At 51.7% G+C, this 13,801-nt stretch carries 13 protein-coding genes and 1 pseudogene; 10 read left to right on the forward strand and 4 right to left on the reverse strand.

Features of this window, described 5'->3' with window-relative positions; translation table 11 throughout:
• The 3 genes and pseudogenes from ACOZB4_RS31955 to ACOZB4_RS31965 all read left to right on the forward strand — a co-directional run.
• Positions 1–432: pseudogene (locus ACOZB4_RS31955) on the forward strand (hypothetical protein); the annotation flags it as partial.
• Between the two features lie 368 nt (positions 433–800).
• Positions 801–2,822, forward strand: a complete 2,022-nt coding sequence (tkt, locus tag ACOZB4_RS31960) for a transketolase (RefSeq protein ID WP_379415704.1) — start codon at positions 801–803, stop codon at positions 2,820–2,822.
• A gap of 101 nt (positions 2,823–2,923) precedes the next feature.
• On the forward strand, positions 2,924–3,241 hold the full coding sequence (locus ACOZB4_RS31965; RefSeq protein WP_339267666.1) for a pyrimidine/purine nucleoside phosphorylase: 318 nt from the start codon (positions 2,924–2,926) through the stop codon (positions 3,239–3,241).
• A 131-nt stretch (positions 3,242–3,372) separates the two neighbouring features.
• Here the strand turns inward: ACOZB4_RS31965 and ACOZB4_RS31970 are convergent, their stop codons facing one another.
• Positions 3,373–4,299: a copper amine oxidase N-terminal domain-containing protein gene (locus tag ACOZB4_RS31970; RefSeq protein WP_379415701.1), complete on the reverse strand. Its 927-nt coding sequence runs from the start codon at positions 4,297–4,299 to the stop codon at positions 3,373–3,375.
• A gap of 166 nt (positions 4,300–4,465) precedes the next feature.
• On the reverse strand, positions 4,466–5,362 hold the full coding sequence (locus ACOZB4_RS31975) for an NAD(P)-dependent oxidoreductase (RefSeq protein ID WP_379415699.1): 897 nt from the start codon (positions 5,360–5,362) through the stop codon (positions 4,466–4,468).
• Between the two features lie 197 nt (positions 5,363–5,559).
• On the opposite strand from ACOZB4_RS31975, the gene ACOZB4_RS31980 reads away from it, so the two are divergent.
• From ACOZB4_RS31980 to ACOZB4_RS31990, 3 genes are all read left to right on the forward strand, one after another.
• Complete coding sequence (locus ACOZB4_RS31980; RefSeq protein ID WP_076324629.1) at positions 5,560–6,915, forward strand: glucose-6-phosphate isomerase; 1,356 nt, start codon at positions 5,560–5,562, stop codon at positions 6,913–6,915.
• Between the two features lie 106 nt (positions 6,916–7,021).
• Positions 7,022–7,654 carry a YigZ family protein gene (locus ACOZB4_RS31985; protein ID WP_076324628.1) on the forward strand — a complete coding sequence of 211 codons (633 nt, stop codon included), beginning with the start codon at positions 7,022–7,024 and terminating at the stop codon, positions 7,652–7,654.
• Positions 7,655–7,660: 6 nt separating this feature from the next.
• Positions 7,661–8,254, forward strand: coding sequence for a TetR/AcrR family transcriptional regulator (locus ACOZB4_RS31990; protein WP_076324627.1), 594 nt, complete (start codon positions 7,661–7,663; stop codon positions 8,252–8,254).
• A 180-nt stretch (positions 8,255–8,434) separates the two neighbouring features.
• On the opposite strand, the gene ACOZB4_RS31995 is transcribed toward ACOZB4_RS31990, so the two are convergent.
• The gene (locus ACOZB4_RS31995) at positions 8,435–8,836 is read right to left on the reverse strand and encodes a secondary thiamine-phosphate synthase enzyme YjbQ (RefSeq protein WP_379415695.1); all 402 of its coding nucleotides are present in this window, start codon (positions 8,834–8,836) and stop codon (positions 8,435–8,437) included.
• Positions 8,837–9,135: 299 nt separating this feature from the next.
• Here ACOZB4_RS31995 and cysT point away from each other — a divergent pair, with 299 nt between their 5' ends.
• The 4 genes from cysT to ACOZB4_RS32015 are packed head-to-tail and all read left to right on the forward strand — an operon-like array spanning position 9,136 to position 12,905.
• Positions 9,136–9,951: a sulfate ABC transporter permease subunit CysT gene (gene cysT, locus ACOZB4_RS32000; protein WP_379415692.1), complete on the forward strand. Its 816-nt coding sequence runs from the start codon at positions 9,136–9,138 to the stop codon at positions 9,949–9,951.
• Entirely contained in the window at positions 9,948–10,745 is a 798-nt protein-coding gene (locus ACOZB4_RS32005) for a sulfate ABC transporter permease subunit (RefSeq protein ID WP_379415689.1), read from the forward strand. The genes cysT and ACOZB4_RS32005 overlap by 4 nt, the downstream gene beginning before the upstream one ends.
• Position 10,746: 1 nt before the next feature.
• A complete protein-coding gene (locus ACOZB4_RS32010) occupies positions 10,747–11,811 on the forward strand; it encodes a sulfate/molybdate ABC transporter ATP-binding protein (RefSeq protein ID WP_379415686.1) in 1,065 nt (354 codons plus the stop codon).
• 35 nt (positions 11,812–11,846) lie between these two features.
• Positions 11,847–12,905 carry a sulfate ABC transporter substrate-binding protein gene (locus ACOZB4_RS32015; RefSeq protein WP_379415684.1) on the forward strand — a complete coding sequence of 353 codons (1,059 nt, stop codon included), beginning with the start codon at positions 11,847–11,849 and terminating at the stop codon, positions 12,903–12,905.
• A 221-nt stretch (positions 12,906–13,126) separates the two neighbouring features.
• Here the strand turns inward: ACOZB4_RS32015 and ACOZB4_RS32020 are convergent, their stop codons facing one another.
• Complete coding sequence (locus tag ACOZB4_RS32020) at positions 13,127–13,693, reverse strand: GNAT family N-acetyltransferase (RefSeq protein ID WP_379415682.1); 567 nt, start codon at positions 13,691–13,693, stop codon at positions 13,127–13,129.
• Between the last annotated feature and the right edge of the window lie 108 nt (positions 13,694–13,801).

Raw genomic sequence — 13,801 nt, forward strand, 5'->3', positions numbered from 1 at the left:
GAGGCCGCGCGTGACGCCGGCCTCGAGCGGCTGGCGGCGCGCAAAGCCCGCGCCGCCGATTTCTACGGCGGCAGCTCCGCGAAGCCGCCGCCGCAGGCCCCGCCCGCGCGCGAGCGCAGCGGCGCGGGCCACGGTGCCGGGGGCGGGAACCCCGCCCCGGCACCCGGCGCAGCTCCGGCAGGGGGCCGCAAGGCCCCGCCGGAGGCGCGCGATTCGCAGCGGGCGGATGCCCCGCTGCGGGAAGAGCGGCCGTCCCAGGCGAAGCCGGCCGCAAGCCAGGGCGCGCGCAAGGGAAGCGCGCCCATGCCGCCTCCCCCGCCGCCGCAGGCGCAGGGGGACGGCCAAGGCCGGCCCGGGGAGAACGGGCCGGCTCCGGAAGGAGGCTCCTCCATGGATCGCCTCCTCAAAGCCAAAAAACGCGGCACGCGCTGATGTGCCGCCTCAAGCTTCGGCCTAAGCTGTCTAATGTACAGCTTAGGCCGAAGCTTTTTCATTTGTCGAGTGAAGTAACTTTTTCCATACCGCCGAAGTCCATAAAATCGTTTAACGGATGTCGAATCCGGTTATAACCGGACTATTAAGGGAAATAATGCAAGGGGGATGTCGCTCTCCCTGACGGCCTTTACACAACTTTGACAATTACGTTATGGAAATGAAAGACGTGTGGTGATACAATAAGAGTCAAAATGATATTCTCAACATTCCTAACTGCTCTGATACCATGTGGATTGGGGCTGGCGGGACGTAAGAAGCCTTCATTTTCGAAGCTTACTATGGAAAAGATTTGAGGAGGACGAATCATGACAACTGAACATAACCAAACGATCGACAACCTGTCCATCGCAACGATCCGGACATTGGCGATCGACGCGATCGAAAAAGCAAACTCCGGTCATCCGGGCATGCCGATGGGGTCTGCACCTATGGGCTACCAACTGTTCGCGAAGACGATGAACCATAACCCGGACCAGCCGGCGTGGATTAACCGCGACCGTTTTGTCTTGTCTGCAGGCCATGGCTCCATGCTGCTCTACAGTCTGCTTCACCTGAGCGGTTATGACTTGTCCATTGAGGATCTGAAGCAGTTCCGTCAATGGGGAAGCAAAACCCCGGGTCACCCGGAATTCGGCCACACGGCCGGCGTTGATGCAACGACAGGTCCGCTTGGACAAGGCGTGGCTATGGCTGTAGGTATGGCAATGGCTGAAGCTCATTTGGGCGCGACTTACAATAAAGACAGCTTCAATGTGGTTGATCACTATACGTATGCGATTTGCGGCGACGGTGACATGATGGAGGGCGTGGCTTCCGAGGCAGCTTCCCTGGCAGGTCATTTGAAGCTTGGCAAATTGATCATGTTGTACGATTCCAACGATATCTCCCTTGACGGCGAGCTTAACCTGGCATTCTCCGAGAACGTAGCGAAGCGCTTTGATGCTTATGGCTGGCAAGTGCTGCGCGTAGAAGACGGCAACGATTTGCCTGCGATCGAGAAAGCGATCGAGGAAGCGAAAGCCGATACGAACCGTCCGACGCTGATCGAAGTGAAGACCGTCATTGGTTATGGCAGCCCGAACAAACAAGGTAAAGGCGGTCATGGCGGTACGCACGGTTCTCCGCTTGGAGCTGATGAAGCGAAGCTGACCAAGGATTTCTATAATTGGGTATATGAAGAGGACTTCTATGTGCCTGAGGAAGTGCGCGAGCATTTTGGCAAAGTGAAAGAGCGCGGTATTGCGGCTTATCAAGCTTGGGTTGATCAGTTTGCGAAATACAAAGAGGCTTACCCGGAACTGGCAGCGCAATTCGAGCGCGGCGAATCCGGTGAACTGGCTTCAGGATGGGACAAAGACCTTCCGAAATACAGCGCGGATGACAAAGCGGTTTCCACTCGCGTAGCTTCCGGTAAAGCGCTGAACGGGTTGACTGCAGGCGTACCGCAGCTGCTCGGCGGATCGGCTGACCTGGAAAGCTCCACGATGACTCACTTGAACGACCTGGCCTCTTTCACAGCGAACAGCTACGAAGGCCGTAACGTGTACTATGGTGTTCGTGAATTCGCAATGGCCGGTGCCATGAACGGTATCGCCCTCCATGGCGGACTGAAGATTTTCGGCGGTACGTTCTTCGTATTTACGGATTATCTGCGTCCGGCTGTACGTTTGGCTGCGATCATGAAGCTGCCGGTTACGTATGTGCTGACTCATGACAGCATCGCTGTCGGTGAAGACGGCCCTACGCATGAACCGATTGAACAATTGGCCTCCCTGCGTATTATTCCAGGCCTGACGGTGATCCGTCCTGCGGATGCCAACGAAACTTCCGCGGCATGGGCCTATGCGGTTGAGAACACCGACCGTCCGGTAGCTTTGGTGCTGACACGTCAGAATCTGCCGATTCTTCCAGGTACGGTGGATCATGCACGTGAAGGCATCAAACGCGGCGCTTATGTTGTTGCCGATGCGAAGGATGGCAACGTGCAAGCTCAAATCATTGCAACGGGTTCTGAGGTTCAGCTTGCCGTTAAAGCGCAAGCAGCATTGGCTGAAGAAGGCATCGATGTACGCGTCATCAGCATGCCGAGCTGGGATCTGTTTGACAGCCAGGATCAGGCATACAAAGATTCCGTGCTGCTTCCTGACGTAAAAGCCCGTCTGGCTATTGAAATGGCTCATCCGTTCGGATGGGAGCGTTATGTCGGAGACAAAGGCGACATCCTGGGCATCAACACATTTGGCGCTTCGGCTCCTGGCGACCGTGTCATTGCCGAGTACGGATTTACCGTTGAGAATGTGGTTAGCCGCGTAAAAGGCTTGCTGTAATCCAGGCGGATCTAACTCCATATTGATTTTCCGGCACCCGCATCATGCGGGTGCCGTCCATATATCAAGCCATAACGATGTTGGAGGAGGAGAGTTTGTCGATGACACAATTTAAGAATGCTACCGTTACAAAGGCAGCCAACGTTTACTATGAGGGGAAGGTAACCAGCCGTACGGTGCTGCTGGACAGTGGCGAGAAGGTAACGCTCGGCATCATGCTTCCGGGAAGCTATGAATTCGGCACGGATGGCCCTGAGATTATGGAAATTTTGTCGGGCGATTTGCGTGTCCTGCTGCCCGGTGAGCAGGAGTGGTTAGAGATTCAAGGGGCCGCGACCTTTAACGTTCCGGGCAATTCAAGCTTTAAGCTGGAAATCCGCACCGTTACGGATTATTGCTGCTCTTATCCGACCATGTAATAAATTAAATGCTGCATGTGATTTCGTGTCCGTAAATGCACAACAAAAAGGCTCAAAGCCGTTGGCTTTGAACCCTTATTGTCAATGCCGGATATCAACGCATGCCGTTAACGGTGGTTGTTATAATGGATTCATTCTTCCGGAATCGGCACGATCTCGCCTTTGTAGCCTGGTAAGTGGTTATCAAGCTCTACGTATCCTTCGCCCCATTCCTTGCCGCGGTCGAGCAGTTTGTAGCTGGTGACGCCGGAAGGATAACGGAATGCGAATTCGGCTACAGTCCAGTTCCTGGCATCCGGCTGCTTACCGATCTCTGCTTGAATCGGGGGCAGGAAGAACAGGTTCTGATTCGCAGCCGCTTTGGCGGAGTAGTCCAGCTTGCCTTGCCATTTCAAGTATTTGACGCCACCCTGGATCTCGTAATATTCAGCGATGTCGTTATCGACCAGGAAGAAGCGATTGGAGTTGCCTTTTGGAAAATAATAATTCACGCCTTGCATTTCCACAGGGAGCATTTCCAGCTCAGGTTTCTGCAGTTGGGATGAATAAGGCAGCTTGGCTGCAGCATTCCGGGCAGTGGCCAGATCGGAGCTCTTTAAGTCAGCAAGCATAACGGCATCTGCTTTATTGATATAAGCCGTCTTTAGAGAACCATTCCAGTCGATGTCGGCATCAAAAGCTTGGGCTACGGCCCTCAGGGGAATCATGGTCTTGCCTTTATGGAGCAGCGGGGCTGCAGGCAGCGTCTTCTGAACTCCGTTCACTACCATGCGGGTGCTACCCGCCGTGAGAATCACCGTTCGGTGGTCACCCTGAATTGTCACCTGTTTCTTGCTGTTGTCGTACTTCATGACATAGTTACCCAGAGGCTTGAGATCGGTTAGGGTAACAAAGGTGGAGCCCTGCTTAATCAGCACTTCACCGCTAGCGGTCACATTGTTAATCGAAGCGGTTGGTTTGGCTGCAGCAGAAGCCGGTGATACAGCTGTTACCGAAGATAGTACAGTGGTTAATAGGGCAGCGGCTGTCACTGCTTTTAAACCTTTGGTCCATTTCATGTTGTATTTCCTCCCTTCGCATAGTAGACGAAATAAAATGCAAAAAGTTTCTTCTGGAAGTAAAATCATGAAAAAGACCAAAAAAACTGGCTCCTTCTCCTGGTCCGGATAATCCGGAACCAGTATAAAGGAGGCCAGTGTAAGGTAAAGCATGGCTTAGCTGGTATTATGGCTGCTGTTCGCCGATTTTCTGGCCGATCCAGGCTTCATAGCATTTCACGACAGCGGAAAGATCCTCTTCGCCATAGCCTTCGCTAGCACCGGCTTGAAACAGGCTCTTTGCCAGATTCAGCATAGGGGAAGGCATTCCAATGCCATCGGTGAGTGAAGAGGCCAGCTTAAGGTCCTTGAGCATGAGCGCAAGCGAGAACTGGTTGCTGAAATCGCCCTCGATAATTTTGCGTCCCTTCAGCTCTGCCGCTTTGCTGCCAGCTGATCCCAACTGCACGAGCTCCAGGAAGTTGTCAGCGGGAATGCCTGACTTCGCGGCGATGGCGAAGCCTTCGGCAAGCGCCAGATTGTTAATGCCCACAATGGTATTATGCGCAAGCTTCGCGACAGCGCCGCTTCCGTTAGGTCCCATGTGGATGACTTTTTTGCCCAGGGTGTCAAATACGTCTGCATGGGCTTCGATGACCGCGGCATCGCCGCCAACCATGAAGACCAAGGTTCCATCAATCGCTGCAGGCTTGCTGCCGGTTACCGGGGCATCCAGGAAGGAAGCGCCGAGACCGGATACGGCGGAAGCAATCTCCTTGACAAGGCTCTCGGAGATCGTACTGCAGTCAATGACGGTCATCCCGCTCTTCAGGGAGCCAAGCAGACCGTTCTCTCCGTAGAATACATTGCGGATGGATTGGTCGTTGCTTACCATCGTAATAACAAGATCTTGTCCTTCAGCCGCTTCACGAGGCGTCTCCGCAATGGAGGCTCCCTGTTCGGCGAGCGGACGGCATTTTTCATGGGTGCGGTTATACACGGTCACATCGTAATCCTGCTTCAGCAGATTGGAGGCCATGGGAGCGCCCATGGTGCCCAGTCCGATAAACCCGATTTTTTTCATAGCTATATCACCTTCGATTATGGATTCCTGATCCACTCTATCTTAGCATGGGTTCCCGAAACGAAGCCAGCGTTTGTGAGGAATGGAAGCGGTAAGGAGATCCGCGCATGAAGAATAGATGACAGTTGGCCCGTGAAACTTGCGGTCGTTATTAAATTAAAGTATCCTATTTCTAAATTCACAGGAGGTTTTAAGGCATGTCTAAAAAAATCAAGTTTGATTACAGTAAAGCACTGACTTTTGTTAATCAGCACGAAGTTGATTATTTCGCTGAGCCGATCCGCACAGCTCATGAACAGTTACATAACGGTACGGGTGCCGGCTCCGATTATCTGGGCTGGATCGACCTGCCGACGCAGTATGATAAAGAAGAATTCTCGCGCATCCAGAAAGCGGCTGCCAAAATCCAAAGCGATTCGGACGTTCTGATCGTTATCGGAATCGGTGGCTCCTACCTCGGGGCACGCGCGGCCATCGAAATGCTGTCGCATTCGTTCTATAATGAGCTGTCGAAGGACCAGCGCAAGACACCGGAAATCTATTTTGCGGGTAACAACATCAGCTCCACTTATGTGACCCACCTGCTTCAATTGATTGAAGGCAAAGACTTCTCCGTCAACGTCATTTCCAAATCCGGCACAACGACGGAGCCGGCTATCGCATTCCGTATTTTCCGTGCGGAACTGGAGAAGAAATACGGCAAGGAAGAAGCTCGCAAACGTATTTACGCTACGACAGATCAAGCGAAGGGCGCCCTCAAGAAGCTGGCTTCCGAGGAAGGCTACGAGTCCTTTATCATCCCTGACGATGTGGGCGGACGTTATTCCGTGCTGACAGCGGTGGGTCTGCTTCCGATTGCTACGGCAGGCATTAACATTGAAGAAATGATGCAAGGCGCGGCTGACGCATCCAAGGAATACAGCAGCCCGAACGTAGCCGAGAATGAGGCATACCAATATGCGGCGGTTCGTAACGCGCTTTACCGTAAAGGCAAAGGCATCGAGATCCTCGTGAACTACGAGCCTTCCCTGCATTTTGTATCCGAGTGGTGGAAGCAGCTTTACGGCGAGAGCGAAGGCAAGGATTACAAGGGGATCTACCCGGCATCCGTCGATTTCTCTACCGATCTGCACTCCATGGGTCAATTCATCCAGGAAGGCAGCCGCAACATCTTCGAGACGGTCATTCAGGTTGAGAACGTATCCGAGCATATTACGATTGAATCGGACCCGGATGATCTGGACGGATTGAACTTCCTGACCGGGAAAACATTGGATTTTGTCAACAAAAAGGCCTTCCAAGGCACCATGCTGGCCCATACAGACGGACAAGTTCCGAATTTGATTGTGACAATTCCAGATTTCACTCCCTATTCGTTCGGATATCTGGTATACTTTTTCGAAAAGGCCTGCGGTATCAGCGGCTATCTGTTGGGTGTCAACCCGTTTGACCAACCGGGCGTAGAGGCGTACAAGAAAAATATGTTCGCATTGCTCGGCAAACCTGGGTATGAGAAAGAGAAGGCCGAATTGGAAGCTAGACTTTCCGATTAACCTGACACTTTCATTAGATTAGACGTAAGACGCTGAAGGAAGCAGTCCGCTGGCATATCATTGCCGTGGACTGCTTTCTTGGCAATATAGAGGTGGTTGTAGTATCATGCTGGATCGTTACAAAACGGTACGTCAGACGGGCTCCAAAGAGATTGTCATCAAGAAATCGCGTTTCATCGGGCACGTAATGCCAGTTGAAACCGAAGAGGAAGCCGTCGCTTTTATTGAAGAGATCAAGAAAAAACATTGGAATGCTACCCATAATTGTTCTGCTTATATGATCGGAGAGCGGGATGAGATTCAGAAGCAATCGGATGACGGGGAACCGAGCGGAACGGCGGGTAAGCCGATTCTCGAGGTGATCCGCAATCAGGGGCGGAAGAATGTAGCCATTGTGGTCACGCGTTATTTTGGCGGCATAATGCTGGGTGCGGGCGGATTGATCCGGGCGTACACCGACGGAGCCGTGGCTGCGATTGAGTCAGGCGAACCGATTACAAGGGTTCTGCACCGGGAGATTTTCGTGGAGCTGGATTATACCTGGCTGGGTAAGGTGGAGAACGAGCTTCGTAACCGGGGCGTTCGTATGGGAGAGACAAACTTTGCCGACACGGTGACCTTGACCTGCTTGCCGCTCGATGGTGATGCGGAGAGCTTTATGACTTGGATGGTGGATTTGACACAGGGGCAGTCCTTGATCACAGAGGGAGAGCGGCTTTATTTTATTGAAGGGGAATAAAATAATATGGCAAGAAGAGCAGTAGAACGCGAGTTGTCGAGAGAGCGGATACTGGAAGCAGCCAGGCATTTGTTCATAACCAAAGGATACAGGGCCATATCGATGCGAAGCATCGGGCAGCATCTGGGTTACAGCCATGGCTCCTTGTATTATCATTTTAAGGAAAAGGCGGAGCTTTTCTACGCCATTGTCATGAAGGACTTTAATGATCTAAATGATTTGCTGTTGGAAATCTCGGGAAAGCCTCCCTGTGACGGGGTATCGAAGCTGGAGCAGCTGATGCTGGAATTCGTTCGTTTCGGTCTGGATAATCCTTACCAATACGAAATCATGTTCATGATTCGGGACGAAGAACTGCTGTCCTACTGTCGCTCTGAGCAGGGACGCTGTTTTGAAATGTTTGCTATGCTGGTCCGTCAGTATTTGCTTGAGGAGAATTACAGTGAGGAAGAACGGCGAACCGTTCCGCTGACTTTGTTTTTGTCGCTGCATGGATTTATATCGTATTATATTCAGGACAGAATTGGTTTTGATGAGATTAAACCAGCCGCTCTTACCCATATCAAAGTGTTATGCCGGAGTCTGTACAGCAGGGTCTGATTTTGAAATGTTGCCAAGACGTATAGTTTGATACTTCAATCCGTTACAACGATCTAGCGTTGAAACGTCAATCACCTAATGAATAAAATACAGACAGGTCCACGCCCCCTAGCATGTGCCTGTCTTCTTTTTGTGTTGTTATACATGTGCTGGCGTCAACATAAAATCTTATTTAAGGGATCATCCTTCCATGATCTTCACATGATATTGGCGCTGCCTCGGACCATCAAATTCACAGAAATAAATGCCCTGCCAACGTCCGAGAAGCAGGTGTCCGTTCTGAATGATCACGGTCTGGGAAGGGCCGCAGGTGATCGATTTGAGGTGGGAAGCGGTGTTGCCCTCCGCATGGCGATACTTGGGATGATTCCATGGATATACTTCATCCAGCGACATCAGGACGTCCCGTTTCACATCAGGATCCGCATTCTCATTGATGGCAATCCCCGCCGTCGTATGCGGACAATAGATCAGCACCGTTCCCTGCTGGACCCCGCTCTGTTTCACGTAGGAGTGGATCTCCCTTGTAATATCCCTCATCTCATCGCGGTCTTGCGTATCTAATTCACCGGTATACAGCATGTAGAATACCTCCTCATTTTTTAAGAGATAAGAAAGCATAAACATCCGAGGCTTAGCATCCTTATCTCGCAAGAAAAACTTCCACTAAATGCGGTCTGTCTACTTAGAAAGTACGTCGATAGACGTTTTTCTTACCATTTCTATTATTTTACCCGATAAAGTGCAAAAGATGGATTGACGATGGGATTCAGCTTTTGGTAAAGTATGTGTAAAGAAAACCAAGTATACAAATAGGAAATATAAAGATGGTTTGTGAAAGTGTCGACCGGGATGCCATCCGGAGGCGGGAGGGATACGATATGACAACATGGATTCGTCATAAAGGTTGGACTTGGGGTTTTCGAAGTACCGTGCTGCTTTATTTTCTTGCCTTGATCGTACTGCCGATCTTTGGGGTATATGTGCAATCATTCTCTGCAGGATGGAGTCATTTTACGGAGAGCATTATGGATCCGATAGCGTGGAAGGCTGTGCTGCTTACCATCAAGCTGGGCGTCATCTCTACTTTCATCAACGTGCTTATCGGAACGATGATTGCATGGGTGCTCATACGTTATAAGTTTCCGGGAAGGACGCTGCTGAACAGTCTGGTCGACCTGCCCTTTGCGCTTCCGACAGCCGTAGGCGGTCTGATGATATTGCTGCTGCTGGGCCCCGGGAGCTTTCTCGGTGGCATGGCAGAGAAATTGGGTTTTGAAATTGTGTTCCACCAGCCCGCGATTGTGATAGCGATGATGTTTGTCACGTTTCCGTTTGTCATCCGGGCGGTTCAGCCGCTGCTGGAGGAACTCGACCCGCTGGAGGAAGAAGCGGCATATACGATGGGAGCTTCCAGGACGAGAACCTTTTTTAAAGTCATCCTGCCGTCGATGCTCCCAGGGATTATAAGCGGAGGCATGCTGGCATTCTCAAGAGCATTGGCCGAATTCGGGGCCGTTGTCTTGGTGGCCGGCAACATTCCGGGAAGAACGCTGATTGCATCGGTTTTTATTTTCGGTGAGGTCGAGAGCGATAATCCTGCAGGAGCAGCTGCCGTATCTATTCTGCTCCTTACCCTCTCTTTCATCATCCTCTGGGTGATTAATGCCGTACAGCAGAGGGGGAAACGAGCTTGAGACGTCTGTGGATCGGACTTACGTACGCCGTATTTATCATTCTGCTAATCATCCCCCTGTCTCGAATTGCATTCGGTGCGTTTGATAAAGGTCTGAATGGGTTTGCCGAAGGTCTGTTCAGGCCAGAAGCCTTGCATGCCCTGATGATGACGGGTCTTATCGTGGTATTCGTTACGTTCTTTAATACGTTATTTGGCATCATGATGGCGTTGTACCTGGTACGGGCGAATTGGCTCAGCCGCAAGATCAAAGGCATTCTGAACAGCATTGTCGATCTGCCTTATGCGGTATCGCCGGTCATTGGCGGTTTGATGATTGTACTGCTGCTCGGACCCGACAGCATCATGGGCGGTTTTTTTGAAGGGATCGGGTTTAAGGTGGTGTATGCTTTCCCGGGCATGGTGATCGCGACACTCTTTGTCACGTTTCCGCTCATGGTTCGCGAGGTCATGCCTGTCCTGCAGGAAATTGGGAATGATCAGGAACAAGCGGCAGCGACGCTAGGGGCTTACGGATGGACAACGTTCCGGAAAGTAACGTGGCCTTCCATCCGATGGGCTGTCGTATATGGCCTGGTGCTCACGGTAGCCCGTTCATTGGGCGAGTTTGGTGCAGTGCTGGTAGTGTCCGGTAATATCATGAACAAAACTCAGACGGCGACAACGCTTGTATATCAGGATGTGGAGAATTTTAACGTGGCTGCGGCGAATGGCGTCGCATTGGTACTGGCTGCCTTCTCGGTGGGACTCTTGCTGCTGATGGAATGGGCCAAAAAAAGAAAGGATGTGCATTGATATGCATGTGGAAGTTCGCGATCTGAACAAGCATTTCGGTACGTTTCATGCCGTCAAGGATGTCAGCTTCGAGATTGAGAAGGGACATCTGATTGGACTTCTGGGGCCCAGCGGAGGCGGTAAAACCTCCATCCTGCGCATGCTGGCGGGGCTCGAGAATCCGGACTCCGGGCAAATCTCCTTTCATGGTAAAGTGGTCAATGATCTTCCGCCGCAGGAGCGCGGAATCGGCTTTGTGTTCCAGAATTATGCCTTGTTTAAGCATATGACCGTATTTGATAACATCGCTTTCGGCTTGAAGGTGAAGAAGACTCCCAAGGCCATAATCAAGGACCGGGTCATGGAATTGGTGGAGCTGACCGGTTTAACAGGTTTCGAGAGCCGCTATCCGCACCAGTTATCCGGTGGACAGCGTCAGCGTGTAGCCTTTGCCAGAGCGCTCGCGCCTGAACCGCAGCTGCTGTTATTGGATGAACCGTTCGCAGCCATCGATGCGAAGATCCGTCAGGAGCTGCGCTCCTGGCTTCGCGAGCTGATCGAGCGGGTCGGCATTACGTCGATTTTTGTTACGCATGACCAGGATGAAGCAATTGAAGTCGCGGACGAAATTATGATTATTAATCAGGGGCGTGTTGAGCAGAAGGGAACGCCTTGGGATATTTACAAGGAGCCGAAGACGCCGTTTGTCGCTTCATTCATAGGGGAATCCACCGTGATTTCGAGCGCGGCCGAGCTGAAGGGATTTGAGGCAGCGGCTAACAAGAATGCGACGCGTGCGCTGATTCGCCCGGAATATATCGAGATTGGAAGCAAGCATGATTTCAGCGTGCTGTCTGCAACGGAGACGGGGATCGTTCGTCATCTGCATTTTCGCGGCAGCGAATGGCTGGTGGAGGTGGAGGTTAAGGGACATAAGCTGATCACCTACCGTTCACTGGAGAAGGAAACGCTGTATCCGGGTCAAGAGGTCCGCGTCCTCGTTCACCGAGCTTACCTCTTTAATGAGGAGCACAGCTGGATCGAGGAGAATCGACTGAAGGTCGACCCGATGCCAATTATGATCTGATGATTCTAAATATCCGAAGGGAAGTGGATTCATTCATGCGGATCTTGAATATGAAACATACCTCATTCCTGCTGGTTGGCATGGCCCTTCTCTTCAGTTTTGTTATGGCAGGATGCGCGAGTGACCCGCCCGATAGCGAAGAAGTGATAACCCCAACCGGAGAGAGAACGATCGTTCTGGGCGCGTATAGCGTGGCCAGAGATGCCCTGTCCGAGATCATCCCTGCTTTTCAAGCGCAGTGGAAGGAACAGACGGGAGAAACGATTCGGTTTCAGGAATCCTACGAGGCTTCCGGAACACAAGCTCGTGCCATCACGGGCGGATTTGAGGCCGACGTCACGCTGCTTGCCATGGAAGGGGATGTCGACAAGCTGGTCAGGGAAGGGCTTGTGGACTCGGAATGGAAATCCCAGCCGTATAACGGCATGGTGACACGATCCATTGTCGTTCTCGGCACGCGCGAGGGAAATCCGAAAGGGATACGGGATTTCGACGATCTGACCCGATCGGACGTCAAGGTGCTGTATCCGAATCCGAAGACCTCGGGCGGCGCCCAGTGGGATATTAACGCGATCTACGGCGCGGGGCTGAAACAATCGGAAGAGAACGGAAAGCGTGATCCTGCCGAAGCGAAAGCTTTTCTTGAAGCGGTTCACCGCAATGTGGAGTCGCTCGATAAAAGCGGGCGGGCTTCCATGGCGGCTTTTGAATACGGGGTCGGAGATGTGATCGTAACGTATGAGAACGAGCTGCTTGCCCGGATTGCCCAAGGCGTCCAGTATGATATCGTTGTGCCGCAGCATACGATGCTGATCGAGAATCCGGCTGCAGTCGTCCAACGTTTTGCTGAAAAGCACGGCACTCAGGATGTATCGACCGCTTTTGTGGAGTACTTGCGCACACCGGAGGCGCAGAACATCTTCGTGAAATATGGGTTCCGTCCGGTTGAAGAATCGGTGTTTGAACAGACGAAGGATCGGTTTTTCAACCCGCCGGGGCTATTTGATATCGAGTATCTGGGTGGATGGGATGAGGTGCGCGAGACGCTGTATTCCAAGCGTGGAGTCTGGTATCAGGTACTGGCCGGGCTATGATGCTTGATGGCAAACGGAGCGATTGGATGGGTTCATGAGGGATAGTTGTGTATGGGTTGCGTTTCGTAATGACCCGTCAATCAAAAAGAGAGAAAGCGAGCCGTCCAGGATCTCCTGGCCGGCTCGCTTTCTTGGTATTTATAGAACATTAGCAATCGTCTGAATAACGCCTCATGCGCTGCAAATATTCCACGTATACGAATTGCGCAGTACATCTTGCCCTACACGCGCGCTTTCTGCGCTTCCCATTCTTCTCGCAGAATGCCCATACGAATGGAATCGTAGTAGACGCCCTCGTAATACCGGCACTTCCGCATGCGGCCTTCAAGCAACATGCCAACCTTCTCCGCGCAGCGCATCATTCTCGGATTGCCGGACCAGGTGGTGATGCCGACACGGGCGATGGTGAGATTTTGAAACAGGCATTCAATCCAGAGCGACAGTGCTTCCGTACCGTAGCCACCGCTCCAATGGCTCGGATCGTAAATCAGGATTCCGGCTTCCAGCCAGCGTGAGGCTTCATGCTCCCAATAAAACGTGACGATGCCAATCGTCTTTCCCTCGGCTTCGATGAGCAGGTCATTCGGAAATTGATCGGTTTCGAAGTCGGCGTTCCACTGTGTTTCAAAAATTTCATAGGAAATCTGCTTGAGCGGGAAATAAGGAGCGTCGTATTTTTTCCATTCCGGATTCTCATTGCCATAGATCAAATTATATAAAACTGGGGTATCCTCGGGTTTTCTGGATCTTAGCGTAACTTTGCTGCCTTCAAGACGAATTTTTTGCATATGTAGAAACTCCTTTCGCTCTGTATTCTGTATATGCCTTAAGTACGGTGCGAGTTCTCTACATTGTAACGGTGATGAAGTTGATTGCCAACTGAATTTGGATAAATG

Origin of the sequence: Paenibacillus sp. NPDC058898 (assembly GCF_049316025.1) — a bacterium.
In the GTDB taxonomy this organism is placed as follows: Bacteria; Bacillota; Bacilli; order Paenibacillales; family Paenibacillaceae; genus Paenibacillus_AQ.

Excerpts from the sequence above, each read along its gene's own strand:
- ACOZB4_RS31965 (WP_339267666.1), top strand. The coding sequence starts at position 2,924 with ATGACACAATTTAAGAATGCTACCGTTACAAAGGCAGCCAACGTTTAC.
- ACOZB4_RS32020 (WP_379415682.1), bottom strand. The coding sequence starts at position 13,693 with ATGCAAAAAATTCGTCTTGAAGGCAGCAAAGTTACGCTAAGATCCAGA.
- ACOZB4_RS31970 (WP_379415701.1), bottom strand. The coding sequence starts at position 4,299 with ATGAAATGGACCAAAGGTTTAAAAGCAGTGACAGCCGCTGCCCTATTA.
- ACOZB4_RS32010 (WP_379415686.1), top strand. The coding sequence starts at position 10,747 with ATGCATGTGGAAGTTCGCGATCTGAACAAGCATTTCGGTACGTTTCAT.
- ACOZB4_RS31975 (WP_379415699.1), bottom strand. The coding sequence starts at position 5,362 with ATGAAAAAAATCGGGTTTATCGGACTGGGCACCATGGGCGCTCCCATG.
- cysT (WP_379415692.1), top strand. The coding sequence starts at position 9,136 with ATGACAACATGGATTCGTCATAAAGGTTGGACTTGGGGTTTTCGAAGT.
- tkt (WP_379415704.1), top strand. The coding sequence starts at position 801 with ATGACAACTGAACATAACCAAACGATCGACAACCTGTCCATCGCAACG.
- ACOZB4_RS31990 (WP_076324627.1), top strand. The coding sequence starts at position 7,661 with ATGGCAAGAAGAGCAGTAGAACGCGAGTTGTCGAGAGAGCGGATACTG.
- ACOZB4_RS32015 (WP_379415684.1), top strand. The coding sequence starts at position 11,847 with ATGCGGATCTTGAATATGAAACATACCTCATTCCTGCTGGTTGGCATG.
- ACOZB4_RS31995 (WP_379415695.1), bottom strand. The coding sequence starts at position 8,836 with ATGCTGTATACCGGTGAATTAGATACGCAAGACCGCGATGAGATGAGG.
- ACOZB4_RS31985 (WP_076324628.1), top strand. The coding sequence starts at position 7,022 with ATGCTGGATCGTTACAAAACGGTACGTCAGACGGGCTCCAAAGAGATT.
- ACOZB4_RS31980 (WP_076324629.1), top strand. The coding sequence starts at position 5,560 with ATGTCTAAAAAAATCAAGTTTGATTACAGTAAAGCACTGACTTTTGTT.